Below are 22,628 nucleotides of genomic sequence, written 5' to 3'. Positions count from 1 at the left end.
TGAAACAAAAAAAATATGTCAGAAATAATAAACGTGCCTACAATGGCAGAAATGATGGCACAAGGCAAGCAACCCGAAATTTTATTTTGGGTAGGTTGTGCAGGAAGTTTTGATGACAGAGCAAAGAAAATTACGAAAGCATTTGTTCGAATTTTAAATAGAGCCAATGTTTCTTTTGCAGTATTAGGCACTGAAGAAAGTTGTACAGGTGATCCTGCAAAAAGAGCCGGAAATGAGTTTCTGTTTCAGATGCAAGCTATGATGAATATTGAGGTTTTGAATGCCTATGAAGCTAAAAAAATAGTTACTGCTTGTCCGCATTGTTTCAATACTTTAAAAAATGAATATCCAGAATTGGGTGGCACTTATGAAGTAATTCATCATACGGAGTTTCTAAAGTCACTTTTGGACACTGGACGATTAACCATAGAAGGCGGACAGTTTAAAGGAAAGCGAATTACGTTTCACGACCCGTGTTATTTAGGCAGAGCTAATAATATATATGAAGCACCAAGAGATTTAATTCAGAAATTGGACGCCGAATTAGTAGAAATGAAACGTTCTAAAGCCAACGGTTTGTGCTGTGGCGCTGGAGGTGCTCAAATGTTTAAAGATGCAGAAGCCGGAAATAAAGAAATTAATATCGAAAGAACAGAAGATGCACTTGAATCCAAGCCAGATATTATTGCAGCGGGTTGCCCGTTTTGCAATACTATGATGACCGACGGTATTAAGAATAAAGAAAAAGAAGGCGAAGTCAAAGTCATGGACATTGCCGAATTAATTGCTAATGCTCAAGATTTATAAAATAGATTATAAAATCCTAAATCTAAAATCAAATGTTTGTTCCTTTTGAAAATTTACCGCTAGAATCAAAAATCTGGATATATCAATCTAACCGAAAATTCTCTGACGAGGAAATTTCTGAAATAGAAGTAGCTTTACAATCATTTTTACAAAATTGGTCAGCACATGGCACTAGTTTGGAAGCTTCTTACCAATTAAAATACAATCGCTTTATTATTTTAGCTGTAAATCAGGAGGTGCAAAACGCAACAGGTTGCTCTATAGACGTTTCGGTGCAGTTTATTCAGGGTTTAGAAAAAAAATACAATGTTGATTTGTTAGATAAAATGAATGTGACTTTTAAACTTGGCGAACATGTTGCACATAAAACGTTAATCGATTTCAAAAAAATGGCAAAAGATAAAGCCGTTACCGAAAACACGATTGTATTTAATAATTTAGTCAATTCTATTGAGGAATGGAATGAAAATTGGGAAGTTCCTGCAGGTGAAAGTTGGCACAGCAGGTTCTTTTAATCAAAATAGAGTGAATGAAAAATACAATTCTAAAAATACTTTTTCTTAGTTTACTTTATCTTTCAAGTTGTGTTACTCCTAAAAAGGTGGTTTCTACACCAATAAAAACTCCAGAAATTGTTGTTGCACCAATAGAGAAACCAATTTTGGATGATACTTACGGATTTGATTCTGAAAATCAAAAAAAATGGGTTGATAGCGTATACAATCAAATGACTTTTGATGAACGAGTAGGACAATTGTTTATGGTTTCGGCCTATTCTAATAAAGATTCAGTTCATGCAAATGCTATAGATAAATTAATACAAGAACATAAAATAGGTGGGTTAATTTTTTTTCAAGGAGGACCTGTTCGTCAAGCTAAATTAACCAATCGCTTTCAATCAAAATCCAAAATCCCTCTTCTAATTGGTATTGATGCCGAATGGGGTTTAAGTATGCGATTAGATTCTACCTATCGCTACCCTTGGAATATGACTCTTGGCGCTATTCAAGATAAAAAATTGATTGAGAAAGTAGGAGTTCAAATGGGCGAACAAAGCAAAAGGGTAGGAGTACATTTTAACTTTGCGCCAGTTTTAGATATTAATACCAATCCTAAAAACCCAATTATTGGATTTCGTTCTTTTGGTGAAGACAAAGTAAATGTTGCCGAAAGTGCTTTAGCTTTAATGAAAGGCTATCAAAGTTTGAATTTGTTAGCAACAGGAAAACATTTTCCGGGACACGGAGATACCGAAATTGATTCGCATGCAGCTCTTCCAACAATTACTTTTTCTAAAGAACGATTAGACGATATAGAGTTTTATCCTTATAAAAAGTTATTCGATGAAGGTTTAGCCTCAGTAATGGTTGCACACTTAAACGTGCCTAGTTTGGAGCCTAAGGAAAATTTACCATCATCTGTTTCTCATACTATAATTACCGATATCTTAAAAAAGCAACTTGGTTTTAAAGGACTTATTTTTACCGATGCTTTGAATATGAAAGCCGCAAAGAATTTTAGAGATCCAGGTGAAATAGATTTAGAAGCTTTTCTTGCAGGAAATGACATTCTACTTTGTGCCGAAAATGTTCCTATTGCTAAAGAAAAAATATGTATAGCTTATCAAGACAGTATAATTACGGAGAAAAGATTGGGGTATTCAGTTAAAAAAATATTGAAATACAAATATAAAGTGGGTTTGAATAATTTTAAACCGATATCAATTCCTGGTATATATAAAGATATAAATTCGACAGCCAATGATGCATTGCAATATGAATTATATGAAAATGCAATAACGGTTTTAAAAAACAAAAATGAGATTTTACCACTTAAGAATCTAGAAAACAACAAAATTGCGTATGTTAAATTGGGAGATGATGTAAATAGTTCTTTCGTTACTACTTTAAAAAAATATACTGAGGTTACTGATGTCTTTGATGAAAATATAGATAGTTTAAATGTAAAACTTAAAAATTATGACACTGTAATTGTTGGTTTTCATAAGTCGGATAAAGCTTGGAAAAAATATGACTTAACAGAAACAGAATTACTTTGGTTGCAAGAAATAGCAAAAAACAACATCGTTATTTTAGATGTTTTTACAAAGCCCTATGCTCTAAACACTATTTCAAATTTTGATGAAATTGAAGGTGTTGTACTTTCTTATCAAAATAGCGATGTAGCACAGATTGTTTCTGCCGAATTGCTTTTTGGTGCTGTTGATGCCAAAGGTAAATTGCCAGTTTCTATAAGTACAAATTTTAAAATCAATGACGGTTTAACGACTCAAAAATTCAATCGACTTGGGTTTACTACACCAGAAAATGTTGGCATGAATAGTGAAATTTTATCCAAAATTGACAATTTGGCCAATAAAGCCATTAATCAAAAAATGACGCCTGGTATTCAGGTTCTAGTGGCTAGAAAAGGAAAAGTAATTTATCAAAAATCTTTCGGGTATCATACCTATGATAATAAAGTAAAAGTGGTAAATTCTGATATTTATGATATTGCTTCATTAACTAAAATCGTTGCAACTTTGCCTAATGTAATGCAACAATACGATCTAGGAAAGGTTACTATGGAAACTACTTTAGGCACTATGCTTCCTATTTTTAATCAGTCAGATAAAAAAGATATTTCGTTTAAAGAGTTATTATCCCATTATGCACGTTTTCAGGCTTGGACTCCTTTTTATAAATCCACACTAGACAGTTCGAAAATTCCTTTGCCTAAATTTTACAGCAAAGTAGCTAATGAACAATTTTCTAAAAAAGTAGCTGATAGTCTTTTTTTAAGAAATGATTATCATGACACGATTATGAAAAAAATTGTTGATAGCAAGTTAATGCCTAAAAAAGAGTACAAATACAGCGATTTTACTTTTATTATTCTTAAAGAATATCTAGAAAAAATTACAGGTAAAACCCTAGATGTTATAGTTCAAGAACAATTTTACGGTTTACTAGGAATGAATAATACTACTTATAATCCGTTACAAAAATTCAACAAATACATTATTCCTCCCACAGAAATCGACACCTATTTCCGTCATCAGTTGCTTCAAGGGTACGTTCATGATATGGCAGCAGCTATGGAAGGTGGAGTTGGTGGTCATGCTGGCATTTTTTCTAATGCTATGGATGTTGCTAAAATAATGCAAATGTATCTGCAAAAAGGAAATTACGGCAATCGCCAATATTTTTCTGAAAAAACATTTACCGATTTTAATACCTGTTATTTCTGTGCAGAAGGAAATAGAAGAGGAATTGGTTTTGATAAACCGCAACAACCTGGAACTGCTGGGCCTACTTGTGGCTGTGCTTCATTAACTAGCTTTGGTCATACAGGATTTACAGGAACCATGACTTGGGCAGATCCTGAAACGGATATAATTTATGTGTTTTTGTCTAATAGAACATTTCCAGAATCCACTGTAAATAAATTGTCAAAAGAAAACATTCGAGAGGATATTCAGAAAGTGATTTACGAGGCGATAGTGAAATAGTTTTTCCCCTAAATCTTTTAACGTAAGTTTTCCTAAAACACACTCTGATTTTCTTAAATTCGTTTCCAATTAAAAAAAGTAAATGAAAATAGCCATAGTTTGTTATCCAACTTTTGGAGGTAGCGGAGTAGTAGCCACCGAGCTTGGTCTTGAATTGGCAAGACGAGGACACGAAATTCACTTTATTACCTACAGTCAGCCTGTTCGTTTGGCTTTATTGAATGCAAATGTGCACTATCATGAAGTAAATGTTCCTGAATATCCATTGTTTCATTATCAACCTTATGAATTGGCGTTATCGAGCAAATTGGTCGATATGGTCAAATTGTATCAAATAGAGTTGCTTCATGTTCATTATGCCATTCCGCATGCTTATGCAGGGTATATGGCCAAGCAAATGCTGAAAGAAGAAGGAATCAAAATCCCAATGGTAACTACACTTCACGGTACCGACATTACTTTAGTGGGCAATCATCCCTTTTACAAGCCAGCAGTAACTTTTAGTATCAATAAATCAGATGTGGTAACTTCGGTTTCTCAAAGTTTAAAAGACAACACGTTAAAGTTGTTCGATATAAAAAAAGAAATAGTTGTAATCCCTAATTTTATAGAATTAGATACTAAAAAAATTGATTCTGATATTCCTTGTTATCGTTCGGTTTTAGCAAAACAAGAGGAGCGCATTATAACTCATATCAGTAATTTCAGAAAAGTGAAACGCATTCCTGATGTCATTAAAATATTTTACAAAATTCAGAAAGAAATTCCAGCCAAATTATTAATGGTAGGCGATGGGCCCGAAAAAGAAAAGGCAGAGCGATTGTGTAATGAATTAGGAATTGCTGACAAAGTTATTTTCTTTGGAAACAGTAATGAAATAGACCGAATTTTGAGTTATTCTGATTTGTTTTTATTGCCTTCTGAAACTGAAAGTTTCGGATTAGCTGCTCTTGAAGCAATGGCTTGTAATGTTCCAGTAATTTCAAGTAATTCGGGAGGATTACCTGAAGTAAATTCTGATGGGTTTTCAGGATATTTAAGCGATGTAGGTAATGTTGATGAAATGGCTCTAAATGCTTTAAGAATATTAAAAGATGATAGTACATTAAATAATTTCAAAGAGAATGCGTTGAAGACAGCCATGAAATTTGACATCAGAAATATCCTTCCTTTATATGAAGCGATTTATCGTAATGCGATTGATGATTCTAAAGGAAAAGAAGTTGTAAATAAAAAAAAGGTTTAAATGAATACTATTTTTCCATCATTCATAGTTGAAAAGAAGTATTGGAAAATAATACTCCTTTTCACTTTATCATTCTTTTTTTCATGTAAATCAGTTACAAAAACAACATCAAATCAAAAATTATACGAAGTACTAACTGAGCAGGAGGATGGTGGTGCCCATATTCGTTTTTTTGAAATACTAACAGAGCCAAGAGAAATAAAGATGTTACTTGGAGATGTTAATTTGAGGAAGAAAATCAAAGAAGATGATGTAAAAACTTGTAATTTTATTATTCTAAATCTTGGCGAAAAAGAAATCTCAGGGTCTTCAATTGTAATAAAAAATGTTACCGAAACAGCTGATAAAATTATAATTCAGACGGAGGAAAAACAATCAACTGCTTCAAATATAAAACTTCCTGATTTTGTTTATCCGTATACAATTGTTAAAATAAATTCTAAAAAAGAAATAGTTGTAAATTAATTTAAAATCGAAATTTTATTCCTAATCCAATATTCCCTCTAAAATTATCTTGATTTTTTTCTTTGTAATCACTAAAGTACATTTCAGGTCTGTAATCTAAAGACAAAATTAATGGGGTGTCACAAAAGGAATATTCAAGACCAATATCTCCAGTTGCAAAAAGGAAATTCCCATTAAAGTCTTCGTTTTTTACATCATTTTCCCAAATGCCAAATCCTGCACCTGCACCTGCGTACCAATAAAATCGGTCATCTATATACCAAACCCATTGATAAAGAGTTGTAAATTTATAGGAGTCAATATCTTTATTACTTCTTTTTAAACCTAAATTAAACTCAAGTCTATCACTATCTGAAAGCCCTCTCTGATAAGACAATTCCCCTAAAAAGCTATTGTAACTCCCTATTCGAACTCCAATTGCATTTGTTGCAATTTCTTGGGCTAGAGATAAAAATGAAAACGAGACGGTAAGAATTAGTATATATATGAATTTTTTCATAAAAAATAATTTTATTTTTTTACAAATATACAATCTATAAACAAAAAATCCTGTTTCTATTAAAAAAACAGGATTTTAATTAAAAAAAATAAATTATTAATCGAATTTATATCTAATTCCTAAAGCAATATCTAAGAAGTTATCATTATCAAAATAGTCCCCAGATCCAAATTCAGGTCTTGCATCTAACGAAAGTTGAATTGGCATTTCATCAAAATTATATTCAATTCCAATGTCTCCTGCAATATAAACAAAAGAACCATTATTATCATTATTGGCACTCCAACTTCCTAATCCACCACCAACTCCTGCATACCAATTAAAACCATTGTCTATTTCCCAAACCCATTGATAGATTCCAGTTAATTTAAAGGCATCTATACTTTTGCTATTTCTCCAACCTAAATCAAGTTCAAGTCGATTTTCATCAGATAGTCCTCTTTGATAAGATATTTCTCCACCAAATCCATTGTTATCCCCTAATCTAAGTCCTAAAGCATTTTTTGAAATGTCTTGTGCTTGTGAGCTAAATGCTAATCCAATAAGCATAAAAGCAGATAAAATAAGTTTTTTCATATAATAAATGTATTTGTTATTGCAAATATACAATCTTATAATAAAATTTGTTTCAAAAAGCATATGAGTATTTAAACAATTATTTTTTTTCAGTAAAAATAAGCGAAGCAATTAATTGACTGCTAATCATATCTTCCATTTCAAATAAATCTTCATCTTCGGTATAGTTAGTGTCTTTGTAACGATACAATTTCCAACGTTTATAATTGTATTCTAATGCAGTTAAGTTTTCTACCCAATCGCCTGAATTCAAATACATAATTGAGCCATTTTTATTTTCTTTCTTTATAATTTTAGGTTCATGAATATGACCACAAATAACATAGTCATATTTTTTTTCTATTCCAAGTTCTGTAGCAGTTTGCTCAAAATCAGAAATATGTTTTACGGCTTTCTTGACACTAGATTTTATTTTTTTAGAAAATGAATACGGCTCTGTTCCTATTTTGAACAATAACCAATTTACTAATCGATTTGTTAAAATCAGGTAATCGTATCCAACACCACCTAATTTTGCTATCCATTTTGAATGTTGTACGGAGGCATCAAAAACATCTCCATGAAAAATCCATGCTTTTTTATCTCCTAATTCTAAAACGACTTTGTCTACTAGGGAAATATTCCCCATAGTAAGATCGCTAAATTTGCGAAGCATTTCATCATGATTACCAGTGATGTAATATACTTTTGTGCCTTTTGAAGCCAGATTTATAATCTTTTGAATTACTTTTAAATGAGTCGATGGGAAATATGATTTTCTAAATTGCCAAATGTCAATAATATCTCCATTAAGTACTAAAATTTTTGGTTTTATAGAAGATAAATAGTTAACTAATTCTTTAGCATGGCATCCAAAAGTACCCAAATGAATGTCAGAGAGTACAACTAATTCTATTTTTCGCTTTTTCAATGTAAATGATTTGAAGTTTTACAAATTAATACAATGTATATTAACAAGGAATAAACTAAACATTAATAAATAGTTCAAAAAGTGACTGAAGTGTTTATTTTTATTTATAAGATTTAATTTTATGCTTTTAAACCTAAAACTAAAATGGTACTTTTGTTTAAAATTAAATTATAATGGCAGGAAATAGTTACGGAACACTTTTTAAACTTTCCACTTTTGGGGAATCACATGGTGAAGCTTTAGGTGGAATTATTGATGGATGCCCGGCGGGAATCGTTCTCGATTTAGAAAATATTCAATACGAAATGTCTCGAAGAAAACCGGGACAGTCAGCAATTGTTACACAACGAAAAGAAGAAGATGAGGTTCAATTTCTTTCAGGAATTTTTGAAGGCAAAACTACAGGAACTCCAATGGGTTTCATAATTCCGAATACGAATCAAAAATCGGATGATTATTCGCATATAAAAGATACGTATAGACCTAGTCATGCCGATTATGTGTATGAAAAAAAATACGGCATACGCGATTATCGGGGTGGCGGTAGAAGTTCAGCTCGTGAAACCGCTAGTAGAGTAGTAGCGGGTGCTATTGCCAAACAAGTTTTAAAAGACATTAAAATCAATGCTTTTGTTTCGTCTGTTGGCGAAATTTTTATTGATAAACCCTATCAAGAATTGGATTTTTCTAAAATAGAAAGCAACCCTGTGCGTTGTCCTGACGAAGAGGCAGCTGCAAAAATGGAGGAACACATTCGTGACATTCGCAAACAAGGCGATACCGTTGGCGGAACCATTACATGTGTAATACAAAACGTTCCAATTGGTTTAGGTGAGCCCGTTTTTGATAAATTACATGCCGAATTAGGTAAAGCCATGCTTTCTATAAATGCTGTGAAAGGTTTTGAATACGGAAGCGGATTTTGTGGAGCTAGAATGAAAGGAAGCGAACACAATGATTTATACAACCCTGACGGGACTACAAGAACTAACTTATCTGGTGGAATTCAAGGTGGAATCAGCAACGGAATGGATATTTATTTCCGAGTGGCATTCAAGCCAGTGGCTACTTTAATTCAGAAACAAGAAGTTTTAGACAATCAAGGAAACATTGTTGAGCTTACCGGAAAAGGACGTCATGATCCGTGTGTAGTACCACGTGCTGTGCCTATTGTTGAAGCTATGGCAGCCCTAGTTTTAGCTGATTTTTATTTGATAAATAAGACGTATTTGTAAACAGAAGTCAATTTATTATTACTAATAATGCTCTACCTTAGTTTTAAGTTTTTTCAAACAATCTAAACTATTTATGACAACAATAGAAACCAAAAAGCAATCGTATTTCTCCAATTTAACGGTTCAAATACTTATTGCTATGCTTTTTGGAGCAGCTTTAGGGATATTGGTATTCAAAAATTATGATGTAGCTACTGCTAAGGCATTTAGCGATAAAATAAAAATATTGGCTACTATTTTTATTCGATTGGTGCAAATGATAATTGCTCCGCTGGTCTTTACAACTTTAGTGGTCGGAATAGCAAAATTAGGCGATATTAAAACCGTAGGAAGAATAGGTGGAAAAGCAATGGCTTGGTTCTTTTCAGCTTCATTTATTTCGTTGTTAATAGGAATGTTTTGGGTAAATGTTTTACAGCCAGGTGTTGGACTTCAATTAAATACAATAGATTTATCAACTGCTGCCGAAGTAACTGAGAAAACACAAAATTTTTCTGCTCAAAACTTTGTAGAACATATCATTCCAAAGAGTATTATAGAAGCTATGGCTATGAATGAGATTTTGCAAATTGTAATTTTCTCTATATTTTTTGGATTGGCCGCAGCATCAATAGGGGAGTATACTAAACCTGTAATTAATGCTCTAGACAAAACATCACATATTATTTTAAAAATGGTTAATTATGTGATGAAGTTTGCTCCGATGGGTGTTTTTGGAGCTATTGCTGGGGTTTTTGCCATTCGAGATTTGAATGATTTACTATTGACCTATGCCAAGTTTTTTGGTTCTTTTTTAGTTGGGATAACGTCGCTATGGTTTTTTCTTTTAGCTATTGGATTTGTTCTTCTAGGCAAACGAATGATTACACTTTTAAAACATATTATTAGTCCTTTAATTATAGCATTCGGTACTACAAGTTCTGAAGCCGTTTTCCCTAAACTTACCGAAGAGTTGGAACGTTTTGGAGTTAAAGATAAAATTGTATCCTTTATGTTGCCTTTAGGCTATTCTTTTAATTTAGATGGTAGTATGATGTACATGACTTTTGCAAGTATTTTTATTGCACAAGCCTATGATATTCCTTTAGATTTACCTACTCAATTAACGATGTTGTTTGTTTTAATGCTTACAAGTAAAGGTATTGCAGGTGTTCCTAGAGCTAGTTTAGTAATTGTCGCAGCCACTTGCGGGATGTTTAAAATTCCAGTAGAAGGCATAGCCTTAATTTTACCAATAGATCATTTTTGTGACATGTTTAGAAGCGCAACAAATGTATTAGGAAACGCATTAGCTACATCAGCCATTGGGAAATGGGAGAAAGAATAGTAGTTTATTGATTTACAAAATACTTCTAAAAACATCTTAGTTAAACAATTATTGATTTACCTTTAGAAATTAAAGAAGTATCATTATCAAAATAAAAATCAATTCTACCTAGGTTAATCCCATAACATCCTACTTGATTTACTAAAACATCTTTACCTTCAGCATTTTTTAAAACGGTTGGTTTATCTAAAAAAGTGTGTGTGTGTCCTCCAATAATTAAATCAATATCTTTGGTAAGAGTGGCTAATTTTACATCACAAATTTTATCGGGGTCATTTTTATATTGATACCCAATATGTGACAAGCATATCACTAAATCACATTTTTTTTCCTGTTTCAAAATTCGACTCATATCTTGAGCAATTTCTATGGGATTTAGATAGACCGTTTCTTTGTAGTTCTTTTTATCTACTAATCCCTCTAGTTCTATTCCTAGGCCAAAAACACCTATTTTTATTCCGTTTTTATGAATAATTTTATAAGGATTCACCTTTCCATTCAAAATAGTATTTTCAAAATTATAATTGGCCGAAACAAAATCGAAATTTGCATGATGCATTTGAGAATAAAATCCATCAATTCCGTTATCGAAATCGTGATTACCTAATGTTGCCAAATCATAATTCATCATGCTCATGAGCTTCAACTCTAATTCGCCACCGTAATAATTAAAATATGGTGTGCCTTGAAAAATATCACCGGCATCTAGCAATAAAACATTGGGGTTTTCTTTACGAATACTTTCTATCAATGCTGCTCTTCTTGATACTCCTCCCATATTTGGATTTTTAGGGTGTGTTACCGGAAACGGATCAATGTAACTATGAACATCATTGGTATGAAGTACAGTGAGATGTCTCGATTTTACATTTTCGAAACTACTCAACGATAATCCTAATCCTAAAAGTGTAGAACTAGCTGCTGTTTTCTGTATAAAATCTCTTCTTTTCATATGTCAATGCGAAGCACAAAGCAACCTCTTTTCTTTTTATTCAATATTAATTCTTTTATCAGTAATAATTGGAATGGTATCTACTTCTTTAAAGTAATCAATTAATACATTTCTAAGTTTATAATCTATAGTATAGCTAGCGATTCCTTTCTTAAAAAAAGTCATATTATCACCTCCATTTGCTAAATAATCAGAAGTTACAACATAATACATTCTTTCATTTTCTAATGGTTTGCCATGTACCAATATGTTTTTTGCCATTTTATCTTTTCCAATAGTAAAGTTTAATCCTGACAAAGGATGAGGTTTCTTTTCTGAGATTATATAATTGGCAATTTCAATAATTTGATCACTTTTTAAAGCAACAATAATTGCACTGTTTTCAAAAGGCATAATTTCATAAGCTGTTCTAGCAGTTACATTACCTTTAGAAATTATTGAGCGTATTCCTCCATGATTCAACAAACAAATATCAATATCTTTTTTTTCTCTAGAACTAAAAATCAAATTGCTTCTTTGTAGCGTAACATCGGCAAGTAAATTTCCAATTGTTGTTTGCCACTCTCCAGTTTTATCGATAGTTTGAGGAGCATAGGCTAAAATTGTATTCAAATCTTTGTCTATATTTTCTCGATAAGGTTTTATGAATTCTTCAATTGAAGGTATTTCCTTATTTTTATCAGTAATGCCAATTTCTTTACCCTCAATTTTTGTGACAAACATTTTTGATTGTGCACAACCTATAAAAAATAATAATGTTAAGAATATAACAAAATGTTGGAATAATGCATTGTAGTTTTTTAGTTTTGTCATCTAAAGTGCAACTTATTTAATTAATTTTGTAGCCCAAGTAAAAATACTATGTTTTTAAATTACTTAAAGAATTTTTTTACCAAAAAGATAGTTAAAAATACATTATCAAATGTAAAGAATATTTCTTCTGATACTACTATAAAAACGGTTGGAATTGTATTTGACGAGACCTATTTTTACGAGAAGGAAGCATTAGTTCACGAATTAGTTGAGAATAGAATTCTTGAAAGTAATATTCAGATACTGGTTTTTAAAGATAAAATAAAGAAGAACGAGGTTTTTGATTATCCAACATTTAGTCATAAAGATTTAAGTTGGACGGCAACTTTCGAAAAATCAGAAGTAAAAGAATTTGTTGCAAGAAAATTCGATTTATTAATTAATTATTACGATACTGAAAAATCTGCACTGCTTTTAGTTTCCAATCAATCAAAAGCGAGTTTTAAAGTAGGATTTGCTTCAATTGATAAAAAACTGAATCATTTTATGATTCAAACAAATGCTGAAAACTATAAGGTATTTATAGACGAATTATTTAAATATCTAAAAATATTAAACAAAATATAATATGCAATCATTAATAGGAACTGGAGTTGCACTAGTTACACCATTTAAAAAAGATTTTTCGGTAGATGTTGAAGCTCTAAAAAGAATCGTTCAATATCAAATCGATAACGGAATTGATTATCTTGTAATTTTAGGGACTACTGCCGAAAATGCTACTCTTGATGACCAGGAAAAAGAAGTAGTTATAAAAACTATTATTGATGCTAATAACGGTAGGTTGCCATTAGTACTTGGGGTTGGAGGAAATGATACACATCAGGTTGTTACAGAATTAAAAACCAGAGATTTATCTCCATTTGTGGCCATCCTATCGGTTTCTCCTTATTATAACAAACCTACTCAAGAAGGAATATACCAGCATTTCAAATCGATTGCTCAAGCGTCATCTATTCCTGTTATTTTGTATAATGTGCCTGGAAGAACAGCGAGCAATATATTGCCATCGACAGTGATTCGTTTAGCTACTGATTTTAAAAATATTGTTGCTATTAAAGAGGCAGCAGGTGATTTAGTTCAAGCTATGAAATTAATTCAACACAAACCAAAAGATTTCTTGGTTATTTCTGGTGACGATATGGTAACCTTGCCTATTATTTTTGCAGGAGGAAGCGGAGTCATATCAGTTATAGGGGAGGGTTTTCCAAAACAAACATCTGATATGGTAAGACTAGCCTTGCAAAATAAAGTTAAAGAGTCTTATGAGCTGCATTATCTTTTATTAGATAGTATCGATATGATTTTTGAACAAGGAAATCCTGCAGGAATAAAAGAAATTTTTAAATCACTAGGATTGTCGGAAAACACAGTGAGATTGCCATTAGTAAATGTCGATGAAAATTTAGCAAGTAGATTACATAAAGAAGAAAAGAGAATAAATAAAATCAATTTATTTGATTAAATTAACATAATAAATACATGTTAAAATAAAATTAATAAAATATCTATAATCCAAATATACTTAAATTTAATACCAACTTAATATCAGAAAAAACTATTTTTAATTGATTAAATTAGAACAAAGAATATCCAAAAATTATTGATGATGTATTATAGTTTGCTTTCCAATAGGCATAATCTCCTAAAATATTTCTATTAGATTGGACTCTCATTTCAATGCTGTATCTTTCTTTAAATTTATATCCTAAACCAAAAGCTAAATTGTTTCGAGCGTTAATTTTTAGAGAATCATAACTAGAGTTATCCAATCTATTAAATTCTATTGAAGAATTTGTACTAAAATCAAAGATGTACGAAGCATTGATAAAAATTTTAGAACCATTTTTTAAAAAAAGATAATGTCTAACGCTTAAAGGTACTTCAATAGAACTATAATTAATAATTGATTTTAGCTTGCCTCCAGAAACAAAGGAAACATCAGAGGTTTTTTCAGAATTAAAGCTTCTATATATAGGCTCGATCACAACAGCCCATTTGTTTTTATTATAAGGAAGAATAAATTCTGCTTCTATTCCCAAACCAATGCCTAATCTGTTTCCGAAATCAACATTACGCTCAGAAATAGATTTCTCAATTGATAAAGAAGAGTTATTTACATGTGCTCTAATTGTTAAATTGAATAAATCTTTTTTTACTTTCCTATCATAATTTTTTACATCAGAATTGGAACATGTATTGTACTCATTAAAAAAATTGATTAAGCTGTTTTTTTTATACTCTAAATTTTCAATTTTATTCAAATCTATAGTTTGACATTTTAAATCGTTATTTAATTGCTGTTTAAATAAACTGTTTTTCCCTATATTATTGTCAGTAGTTAGGTATTTTTTATAAAATAACTGCTTTATAGTAGAGTTGTCAATATTATAAAAGAATTTTTGAAGGTTTCCATTTTCATAAAAATATAAATTAGATTTACCTTCAACCAAAACTTTTAAAAAAAGTAATTCTTCATTATAAACTGGATTTCTTTCATAGTTAAGATTATTAATATTTTCATTTGATTTATCAATTTTTACATTATAACTTATATATTTTAAATTGTTATAAATACCAAATTCTTTTACTGATTTTATGTTATTATTGATAATTTCATCATTGTCGGATAATTTATATTCAAAATTTGTTGGATTGCTTCTCCAATCGAGATTTTTTATTAAACACTCAATTCTTTGTTCTGTATTAGTTATAAAATAACCCTTCTCGAATGAGATTTGAGAAAAAACATTAAAACTTAATAAAAAAATAAAAAGTAGCAATAATAGTGACTTATTTATTTTATGTTTCATTTTTAAATAAATTTTAATTTTTTATCTTGTTTGATAGCGTAAATATTAAAGAATTCAAATGTATTAAATTAATTTAGTATTGTTTGAAAAACTAAATATTGTGTGCGATTTTTATTTTAATTCATTCAGTTTATAGTTTAAAAAAGTCCTGATAAAAAATCAAAAAAAGCTTTATCCAAGTGAAAATTAAATATCCTTTCACAATTGGTATTTCTTCCAACTTTAATTATGTTTTTTTTAATAAAATAAATATTTGTATTCATTAAAATAAAAACTAAATTTGCAGTTGGTTTTATAATACCAATATTGTTTTAAATCATTAGCATATTGCCATTAAAAATGAAGAAAATTTTATGTTATATCCTTCTTGTGAGCTTTTTTTGCTCGTGTAGCGAATATCAAAAAGCATTAAAATCTGAAGATGTTGGAGTAAAATATGAAATGGCTTCTAAGTTATACGATTTAGGAAAATTTGAAAAAGCGATACGTATTTTTGAGGAAATTGCCCCAGCCTATAGAGGAAAGCCTCAAGCTGAAAAAATGTTTTATATGTTTGCTCAGTCTTATTATAGAACCAAGCAATATTATTTAGCAGGATATCAATTTGAAAGTTTTGCCTCAAGCTATCCAAAAAGTGAGAAAGTAGAAGAAGCGTCTTTTTTAGGAGCTAAAAGTTATTCAAAATTATCCCCAGTATATAGTTTAGATCAAGCAGATACTTTTAAAGCAATTAATAAATTACAAGAATTTATTGATGTTTATCCAAATTCTGAGTTTGTTACTGAAGCTAATGCAGATTTAAAAATATTAACGGATAAAATCGAGAAGAAAGTATACGAGAATGCTAAAGAATACAATACAATTTCAGATTATAAATCGGCAATTGTGGCACTAGATAACTTTATTTCAGATTATCCAGGAACAAAGTACAAAGAAGAAGCCTTGTTTTTTAGGTTAGATTCTGCCTATCGTTTAGCAATAAACAGCGTAGTTTCGAAAATGCAAGACCGATTGATAAATGCGAAAGTTGCCTATGGTAACCTAATTAAAAATACCGAGAATAAAGAATACCGAGAAAAAGCTGACGAAATGTTAGCCAAGATTGAAAAAGATTTACAACAATTTTCTAAATAATTAAAGTCATGGATTTAAAAAAGACGAATGCTCCAGTAAACACAATCACTTACAATAAAAGTGTTATTGAAGAGCCTACTGGTAACGTATATGAAGCGATAACGATTATGGCTAAAAGAGCAAACCAAATTAATTCTGAAATTAAAAAAGAACTAACAGAAAAGTTGGAAGAATTTGCTACATATAATGATAGTTTGGAAGAAGTTTTTGAAAACAAGGAACAAATTGAAGTTTCAAAATTCTACGAAAAATTACCTAAATCTCATGCCCTAGCTGTTCAAGAATGGTTAGACGGTAAAATTTATTACAGAGATACTAATAATAACAAATAGTATAATGTCAGTTTTAAGCGGTAAAAAAGTAATACTAGGAATTTCTGGTGGTATTGCCGCTTACAAAACAGCAACATTAGTACGATTATTTATACAAGCAGGTGCGCATGTCCAAGTGATAATGACACCTGCTTCTAAGGATTTTGTAACTCCACTCACTTTATCTACGCTTTCTAAAAATCCTGTATATTCTACTTTTTATAGTGAAGATAATGACTCTGGGAACAGTACTCAACAGTCTAAAAGTGATAATTTTTGGAACAATCATGTTGAATTAGCACTTTGGGGAGATATTATGGTAATTGCTCCTGCTACTGCCAATACACTTTCTAAAATGGTAAATGGCAATTGCGATAATTTGTTAATTGCAACTTATTTATCAGCCAAATGCCCTGTTTATTTTGCTCCGGCAATGGATTTAGATATGTACAAACATCCATCAACTGTCGCAAGTTTTCAGGCTTTAAAAAATTTTGGAAATACTATTATTCCTGCTGAAAATGGAGAACTTGCTAGTGGTCTTTCTGGCGAAGGTCGTATGGCAGAACCTGAGAATATTATTGCATTTCTTGAAGCCGATTTAGAGAGCAAACTTCCCTTAAAAGGAAAAAAAATACTCATTACTGCTGGTCCTACATACGAAGCAATTGATCCTGTGCGTTTTATAGGAAATCATTCTTCAGGAAAAATGGGGTTTGATATTGCAAAAAGTGCAGCGAATTTAGGAGCTGAAGTTGTTTTAGTAACTGGACCTACTCATCAAAAATTGGATGATTCTAAAGTAATAATAGTTTCGGTAGTCTCAGCCCAACAAATGTATGATGCCTGTCATCTTTATTTTAATGATGTTGATGTAGCCATAGCAGCAGCAGCGGTTGCTGATTATAGACCTAAAATTGTCTCTAATCAGAAAATTAAAAAATCGGATGCCAATTTTACTATCGAATTAGAAAAAACAAAAGATATTTTAGAATCTTTAGGAAAAATTAAAAATAAGCAATTTTTAATTGGGTTTGCTTTAGAGACCGAAAATGAAATTGAAAATGCAAAGTTAAAAATTCAGAAAAAAAACTTAGATTTGATAGTTTTAAATTCATTGCAAGATGAAGGTGCTGGATTTGGAAAATCTACCAATAAAGTTACTTTTATTGATTCCTTTTTTAATGTGGAGTCTATGCAATTAAAATCGAAAGAAGCCGTTGCTAATGATATACTAAATAAAATTATTGCGCATTATGACTAGAGTTTTTCTTTTTCTTTTTTTGTTTTCAATGCCTTTTGCAAATGCTCAAGAGCTTAATTGTGTTGTAAAAGTAAATTTTGACCAAGTTACTCGAACCAATAATCAAATATTTGGCACTCTAGAAAAAGCATTGTCTGATTTTATCAATAAAACCAATTGGACTGGAAAAGAATACAAACCTAACGAAAGAATAAATTGTTCGATGGTTATAAATGTGACTTCGTATGATGTTGATAAATTTACAACAACTTTACAAGTGCAATCTTCACGTGCTGTATATAATTCAACGTATTCCTCGCCAGTATTTAATTATAACGATAAAGATTTTAGTTTTACTTATACTGAATTTCAAAATTTAATTTTTAACCCAGCCAATTTCGATTCTAATTTATTATCAGTAATTGCATATTACTGTTACATGATAATTGGTATTGATGCTGATACTTTTGCATTAAACGGTGGAACATCTAGTTTTGAAACTGCACAAGAAATTACTTCTGTGGCTCAAAACGGCGGTTATAAAGGTTGGTCGCAAGGCGATAGCAATCAAAATAGATTTCATCTTTTAAATGACATCATGTCAAATACTTTTAGTATTTTTAGAGAAGCAATGCTTCAATATCATTTTTCAGGATTAGATACAATGAGTACAGATTTAAAAGGAGCGAAAACAAAAATAAAATCGGCTGTAGAGTTATTCTCTAAAATAAATTCGATTCGTCCGAATTCCTTTTTATCTCGAGTGTTTTTTGATTCAAAATCGGATGAAATAGTTTCTATTTTTTCTGGCGGACCAAATATTCCAGTAGATGATTTAGTTGCTAATTTAAATCGGGTTTCTCCATTAAATGCTGCTAAGTGGGCTGAAATTAGATAAATAAAATGGTTATTAAAAATAAAATTACTGTATTTCAGCTCTAAATGATAACATCACTTTCTATCGAAAATTATGCCTTGATTGAAAAATTATCAATAGATTTTTCTAAAGGCTTATCAATAATTACTGGAGAAACTGGTGCTGGAAAGTCCATACTTTTAGGTGCTTTGGGATTAGTTTTAGGAAAAAGAGCCGATTTATCGTCACTTAAAAATAAAAGTGAAAAATGTGTTATTGAAGCTCATTTTCAAATTTCAGACTACAATTTGCAGCCTTTTTTTACAGCAAATGATTTAGATTATGAAGCCGAAACCATTATTAGAAGAGAGATTTTGCCTTCAGGTAAATCAAGAGCTTTTATAAATGATACTCCGGTAAATCTTCAGGAATTACAAGATTTGAGTTTGTATTTAATTGATATTCATTCTCAACATCAAACGCAAGAATTATCTGATGAAGATTTTCAATTTCAAATTATAGATGCTATAGCAAATAATCAGGAATTACTAGAGAAGTATACTACTTCATTAAGGTCGTTTAAGAAACAAAAATCCGATTTATTAGATTTAAATAATCAAATGCAATTGGCTTTAAAGGAACAGGACTATAATTCATTTTTATTAGAAGAGTTGCTTCAAGCCAAATTAGAGTCAAGTAATCAAGAAGAGTTAGAATTGATTTTAGAAAAATTATCTAATGTTGAAGCAATAAAAGAAAATGTCGAAAAAGCACTGAGTATAGCATCTGATGAGCAGTTTGGTGTGTTGCAGAATTTAAAAGAAATTAAAAATTCTTTACAAAAAACAACTAGTTTTTCTGCCGAATATCAATCATTATTTGATAGAGTAAATAGCGTTATAATCGAATTAGATGATGTCGCAAATGAGTTAAATCAAGTGGTTGATAGTCTTATTAACGATCCAGAACAATTAGTAATAGTGACTCAAAAGTTACAATTAATTTATAGTCTTCAAAAAAAACATCAGGTTTTAAGTATTCAAGAATTATTGCAAATTCAAAACGATTTAGATACTAAAGTAGTTGCAGTAAGTGCTTTAGAAAATCAAATTACTATTTTAGAAAAAGAAATTCAACAGTCAGTCATAGCGTTAGATAGCATTTCAAATTTAATTCATTCTAATAGGGAGAAAGCAATACCAACTTTAACTCAAAAATTGATTGCAATTCTCGAACTTTTAGGCATGCCAAATGTTCGTTTTAATATAGAAATCAATACAACATTAAATTATTTTCAAAACGGGAAAGATGAATTGCAATTTTTATTTTCTGCAAACAAAGGTTCAGATTTTGGGTTGCTTAAAAAAGTAGCCTCTGGAGGTGAGTTATCAAGAATTATGCTCGCTGTAAAAGCAATACTAGCTCAGTATTCTAAATTACCAACCATCATTTTTGACGAAATTGATACTGGAGTTTCTGGAGAAATAGCCATCAAAATGGGCGATATTATGAAAGAAATGAGTAAAAGCATGCAAGTTTTTGCCATTACCCATTTGCCACAAATCGCAGCTAAGGGAAATAATCATTTCAAGGTGTTTAAAACCATTATTCACGAGATAACACAATCGGAATTGAAATTGTTAACTAACGAGGAACGAATTATAGAAATTGCTCAAATGCTGTCAGGAACCGTTGTTTCAGATTCAGCTTTGAATCATGCAAAAGCGTTGCTAGATTAAAAATATCTGCTATATTTACGCTTTAATAAATTATTTCAAAATTTAAATTTTAGAACAACACATTAATATTTAAAATATGATTATTGAACCAAGAATGAGAGGATTTATATGTTTGACAGCCCACCCAAAGGGATGCGAACAAAGCGTTAAAAATCAAATCGAATATATACAATCCAAAGGTAAAATTGATGGCGCAAAACGAGTATTGGTAATTGGTGCTTCAACAGGATTTGGACTGGCTTCTAGAATTGCAAGTGCATTTGGTTCTGATGCAGCAACAATTGGAGTGTTTTTTGAAAAACCACCAACGGAAGGAAAAACGGCCTCTCCAGGATGGTACAATTCTGCAGCTTTCGAAAAAGAAGCAGCAAACGCCGGTTTGTATGCAAAAAGTATAAACGGGGATGCATTTTCTAACGAAATCAAACAACAAACTATTGATCTTATAAAAGCTGATTTAGGTCAAATAGATTTAGTAATTTATAGTCTCGCATCACCTGTTCGTTTGCATCCAACTACTGGAGTTTTGCATCGTTCGGTTTTAAAACCAATAGGGCAAACGTTTACCAATAATACAGTAGATTTTCATTCAGGAAAAGTATCTGAAATTACAATAGAGCCTTGCAGTGGCTACGATATCGAAAATACAGTTGTAGTTATGGGAGGTGAGGATTGGTCAATGTGGATTGATGCTTTAAAACAAAATAATTTATTAGCTGAAGGATCAACGACAGTTGCTTATTCTTATATCGGTTCTTCATTAACAGAAGCTGTATATAGAAACGGAACCATTGGTCGTGCAAAAGACCATCTTGAAGCTACCGCTTTTTCTATTAAAGACAGTCTTAAAAGTATTAACGGAAATGCATTCGTTTCTGTTAATAAAGCTTTGGTTACCCAAGCAAGTTCAGCAATACCTGTAATTCCCTTGTATATTTCATTATTATATAAAATTATGAAAGCTAAAGGAACTCATGAAGGGTGTATTGAACAAATTCAAAGGTTGTACCAACAACGATTGTTTACTGGGTCAACTGTTCCTGTAGATGAAAAAGGAAGAATTAGAATAGACGATTGGGAATTGGATGCCGAAGTTCAAAATGAAGTTTCTAGATTATGGGCAATTGCCACAACCGATAATTTATTAGAAATAGGTGATTTAGAAGGGTACAGAAAAGATTTTTATAACCTATTTGGATTTGGATTTGAAGGAGTAGATTATCTAGCAGACACCAATGAAATGGTAAATGTAGATAGTATTAAATAATTGTTTACACAAAGAAGTAACATCTAAATTTCTTTACTTTTGTAGTAAAGGGTTTAGATGTTTTTTATTAAAAACAAATAGAAATTTATTTATAATTTTAGAATATGTACAATTTATTAAAAGGAAAACGAGGAATTATTTTTGGAGCTTTAGATGAAAATTCAATTGCTTGGAAAACGGCAGAGCGTGTACATGAAGAAGGCGGTACTTTTGTATTGACAAATGCACCAGCATCTATAAGAATGGGTACAATTGACAAATTAGCGTTAAAAACCCATGCTCAAATTATTCCAGCAGACGCCACTTCGGTAGCCGATTTAGAACTTCTAGTCGATGAAGCAATGAAAATTTTAGGCGGTAAAATTGATTTTGTGCTTCATTCAATAGGGATGTCAGTAAATGTTCGAAAAGGCATTCATTACACCAATGAAAATTACGAATTTACAGAAAAAGGCTGGAACGTATCAGCGCTTTCATTTCATAAAGTACTACAAGTATTATACAAAAAAGAAGCTATGAACGAGTGGGGGAGCATCGTTGCGTTGTCTTACATGGCGGCACAACGCGTTTTTCCAGACTATAATGATATGGCTGACAATAAAGCCTATTTAGAATCTATTGCGAGAAGTTTTGGCTATTTTTTTGGTAAAAATAAGAAGGTAAGAGTCAACACCATTTCACAATCGCCAACAGCCACTAAGGCAGGAAACGGAGTAAAAGGCTTTGATGATTTTATAGCCTATTCTGATAGAATGTCGCCTTTAGGTAATGCAACTGCTTTAGATTGTGCTAATTATACTGTTACTTTGTTTTCAGATTTAACTAAGAAAGTAACGTTACAGAATTTGTATAACGATGGAGGATTTTCTAATATGGGTGTTAGTCAGGAAATTCTAGATCATTTTAAAGAGTAAATTCAAATTA

At 31.0% G+C, this 22,628-nt stretch carries 22 protein-coding genes; 16 read left to right on the top strand and 6 right to left on the bottom strand.

What is annotated here, in order from left to right; genetic code table 11:
- The first annotated feature begins 15 nt into the window (after positions 1 to 15).
- From ACFQ0S_RS12990 to ACFQ0S_RS12970, 5 genes are all read left to right on the top strand, one after another.
- Positions 16 to 807 (top strand): (Fe-S)-binding protein, encoded by a 792-nt coding sequence (locus ACFQ0S_RS12990; protein WP_379759350.1) that lies wholly within the window; start codon positions 16 to 18, stop codon positions 805 to 807.
- A gap of 32 nt (positions 808 to 839) precedes the next feature.
- A complete protein-coding gene (locus ACFQ0S_RS12985) occupies positions 840 to 1,322 on the top strand; it encodes an ABC transporter ATPase (RefSeq protein WP_379759352.1) in 483 nt (160 codons plus the stop codon).
- Positions 1,323 to 1,336: 14 nt separating this feature from the next.
- Positions 1,337 to 4,318 (top strand): glycoside hydrolase family 3 N-terminal domain-containing protein, encoded by a 2,982-nt coding sequence (locus ACFQ0S_RS12980; protein ID WP_379759355.1) that lies wholly within the window; start codon positions 1,337 to 1,339, stop codon positions 4,316 to 4,318.
- Positions 4,319 to 4,400: 82 nt separating this feature from the next.
- Entirely contained in the window at positions 4,401 to 5,564 is a 1,164-nt protein-coding gene (gene bshA / locus ACFQ0S_RS12975; RefSeq protein WP_379759358.1) for an N-acetyl-alpha-D-glucosaminyl L-malate synthase BshA, read from the top strand.
- Positions 5,565 to 6,029 (top strand): protease complex subunit PrcB family protein, encoded by a 465-nt coding sequence (locus ACFQ0S_RS12970; protein WP_379759361.1) that lies wholly within the window; start codon positions 5,565 to 5,567, stop codon positions 6,027 to 6,029.
- 1 nt (position 6,030) lies between these two features.
- On the opposite strand, the gene ACFQ0S_RS12965 is transcribed toward ACFQ0S_RS12970, so the two are convergent.
- The 3 genes from ACFQ0S_RS12965 to ACFQ0S_RS12955 all read right to left on the bottom strand — a co-directional run bounded on the left by ACFQ0S_RS12965 (position 6,031) and on the right by ACFQ0S_RS12955 (position 8,014).
- Complete coding sequence (locus ACFQ0S_RS12965; RefSeq protein ID WP_379759364.1) at positions 6,031 to 6,528, bottom strand: hypothetical protein; 498 nt, start codon at positions 6,526 to 6,528, stop codon at positions 6,031 to 6,033.
- 96 nt (positions 6,529 to 6,624) lie between these two features.
- Positions 6,625 to 7,104, bottom strand: a complete 480-nt coding sequence (locus ACFQ0S_RS12960) for a hypothetical protein (protein ID WP_379759367.1) — start codon at positions 7,102 to 7,104, stop codon at positions 6,625 to 6,627.
- Between the two features lie 79 nt (positions 7,105 to 7,183).
- Entirely contained in the window at positions 7,184 to 8,014 is an 831-nt protein-coding gene (locus ACFQ0S_RS12955; RefSeq protein ID WP_379759370.1) for a UDP-2,3-diacylglucosamine diphosphatase, read from the bottom strand.
- 173 nt (positions 8,015 to 8,187) lie between these two features.
- Between ACFQ0S_RS12955 and aroC the strand changes: the two genes are divergently transcribed.
- Together aroC and ACFQ0S_RS12945 are read left to right on the top strand one after the other, a co-directional pair.
- Complete coding sequence (gene aroC / locus ACFQ0S_RS12950) at positions 8,188 to 9,249, top strand: chorismate synthase (protein WP_379759373.1); 1,062 nt, start codon at positions 8,188 to 8,190, stop codon at positions 9,247 to 9,249.
- A 73-nt stretch (positions 9,250 to 9,322) separates the two neighbouring features.
- A complete protein-coding gene (locus ACFQ0S_RS12945; RefSeq protein ID WP_379759376.1) occupies positions 9,323 to 10,576 on the top strand; it encodes a dicarboxylate/amino acid:cation symporter in 1,254 nt (417 codons plus the stop codon).
- 40 nt (positions 10,577 to 10,616) lie between these two features.
- Here the strand turns inward: ACFQ0S_RS12945 and ACFQ0S_RS12940 are convergent, their stop codons facing one another.
- Complete coding sequence (locus ACFQ0S_RS12940; protein ID WP_379759379.1) at positions 10,617 to 11,528, bottom strand: bifunctional metallophosphatase/5'-nucleotidase; 912 nt, start codon at positions 11,526 to 11,528, stop codon at positions 10,617 to 10,619.
- Between the two features lie 36 nt (positions 11,529 to 11,564).
- On the bottom strand, positions 11,565 to 12,251 hold the full coding sequence (locus tag ACFQ0S_RS12935; protein ID WP_379759382.1) for a 5'-nucleotidase C-terminal domain-containing protein: 687 nt from the start codon (positions 12,249 to 12,251) through the stop codon (positions 11,565 to 11,567).
- 138 nt (positions 12,252 to 12,389) lie between these two features.
- On the opposite strand from ACFQ0S_RS12935, the gene ACFQ0S_RS12930 reads away from it, so the two are divergent.
- Positions 12,390 to 12,908, top strand: a complete 519-nt coding sequence (locus tag ACFQ0S_RS12930; RefSeq protein WP_379759385.1) for a DUF6913 domain-containing protein — start codon at positions 12,390 to 12,392, stop codon at positions 12,906 to 12,908.
- A 1-nt stretch (position 12,909) separates the two neighbouring features.
- Positions 12,910 to 13,806 carry a 4-hydroxy-tetrahydrodipicolinate synthase gene (dapA, locus tag ACFQ0S_RS12925; RefSeq protein ID WP_379759388.1) on the top strand — a complete coding sequence of 299 codons (897 nt, stop codon included), beginning with the start codon at positions 12,910 to 12,912 and terminating at the stop codon, positions 13,804 to 13,806.
- A 112-nt stretch (positions 13,807 to 13,918) separates the two neighbouring features.
- Here the strand turns inward: dapA and ACFQ0S_RS12920 are convergent, their stop codons facing one another.
- Positions 13,919 to 15,154 carry a tRNA modification GTPase gene (locus ACFQ0S_RS12920; protein ID WP_379759391.1) on the bottom strand — a complete coding sequence of 412 codons (1,236 nt, stop codon included), beginning with the start codon at positions 15,152 to 15,154 and terminating at the stop codon, positions 13,919 to 13,921.
- 339 nt (positions 15,155 to 15,493) lie between these two features.
- Here ACFQ0S_RS12920 and ACFQ0S_RS12915 point away from each other — a divergent pair, with 339 nt between their 5' ends.
- The 7 genes from ACFQ0S_RS12915 (at position 15,494) to ACFQ0S_RS12885 (ending at position 22,618) form a co-directional block, all read left to right on the top strand.
- Positions 15,494 to 16,288 (top strand): outer membrane protein assembly factor BamD, encoded by a 795-nt coding sequence (locus tag ACFQ0S_RS12915; RefSeq protein WP_379759394.1) that lies wholly within the window; start codon positions 15,494 to 15,496, stop codon positions 16,286 to 16,288.
- Between the two features lie 8 nt (positions 16,289 to 16,296).
- Entirely contained in the window at positions 16,297 to 16,620 is a 324-nt protein-coding gene (locus ACFQ0S_RS12910) for a DNA-directed RNA polymerase subunit omega (protein ID WP_151108330.1), read from the top strand.
- A gap of 4 nt (positions 16,621 to 16,624) precedes the next feature.
- Positions 16,625 to 17,863 carry a bifunctional phosphopantothenoylcysteine decarboxylase/phosphopantothenate--cysteine ligase CoaBC gene (gene coaBC / locus ACFQ0S_RS12905; protein WP_379759397.1) on the top strand — a complete coding sequence of 413 codons (1,239 nt, stop codon included), beginning with the start codon at positions 16,625 to 16,627 and terminating at the stop codon, positions 17,861 to 17,863.
- The gene (porD, locus tag ACFQ0S_RS12900; protein WP_379759400.1) at positions 17,856 to 18,740 is read left to right on the top strand and encodes a type IX secretion system protein PorD; all 885 of its coding nucleotides are present in this window, start codon (positions 17,856 to 17,858) and stop codon (positions 18,738 to 18,740) included. The genes coaBC and porD overlap by 8 nt, the downstream gene beginning before the upstream one ends.
- Positions 18,741 to 18,784: 44 nt before the next feature.
- Entirely contained in the window at positions 18,785 to 20,437 is a 1,653-nt protein-coding gene (gene recN / locus ACFQ0S_RS12895; RefSeq protein WP_379759403.1) for a DNA repair protein RecN, read from the top strand.
- 76 nt (positions 20,438 to 20,513) lie between these two features.
- Complete coding sequence (fabV, locus tag ACFQ0S_RS12890) at positions 20,514 to 21,704, top strand: enoyl-ACP reductase FabV (protein WP_379759406.1); 1,191 nt, start codon at positions 20,514 to 20,516, stop codon at positions 21,702 to 21,704.
- Positions 21,705 to 21,808: 104 nt separating this feature from the next.
- Positions 21,809 to 22,618 carry an enoyl-ACP reductase FabI gene (locus ACFQ0S_RS12885; protein WP_379759409.1) on the top strand — a complete coding sequence of 270 codons (810 nt, stop codon included), beginning with the start codon at positions 21,809 to 21,811 and terminating at the stop codon, positions 22,616 to 22,618.
- The last annotated feature ends 10 nt before the right edge of the window (positions 22,619 to 22,628 follow it).

This window comes from Flavobacterium myungsuense (assembly GCF_042677265.1).
In the GTDB taxonomy this organism is placed as follows: Bacteria; Bacteroidota; Bacteroidia; order Flavobacteriales; family Flavobacteriaceae; genus Flavobacterium; species Flavobacterium myungsuense.
The sequence above is the reverse complement of the archived record's forward strand: the minus strand, read 5'-3'. Positions and strand labels throughout refer to the sequence as shown.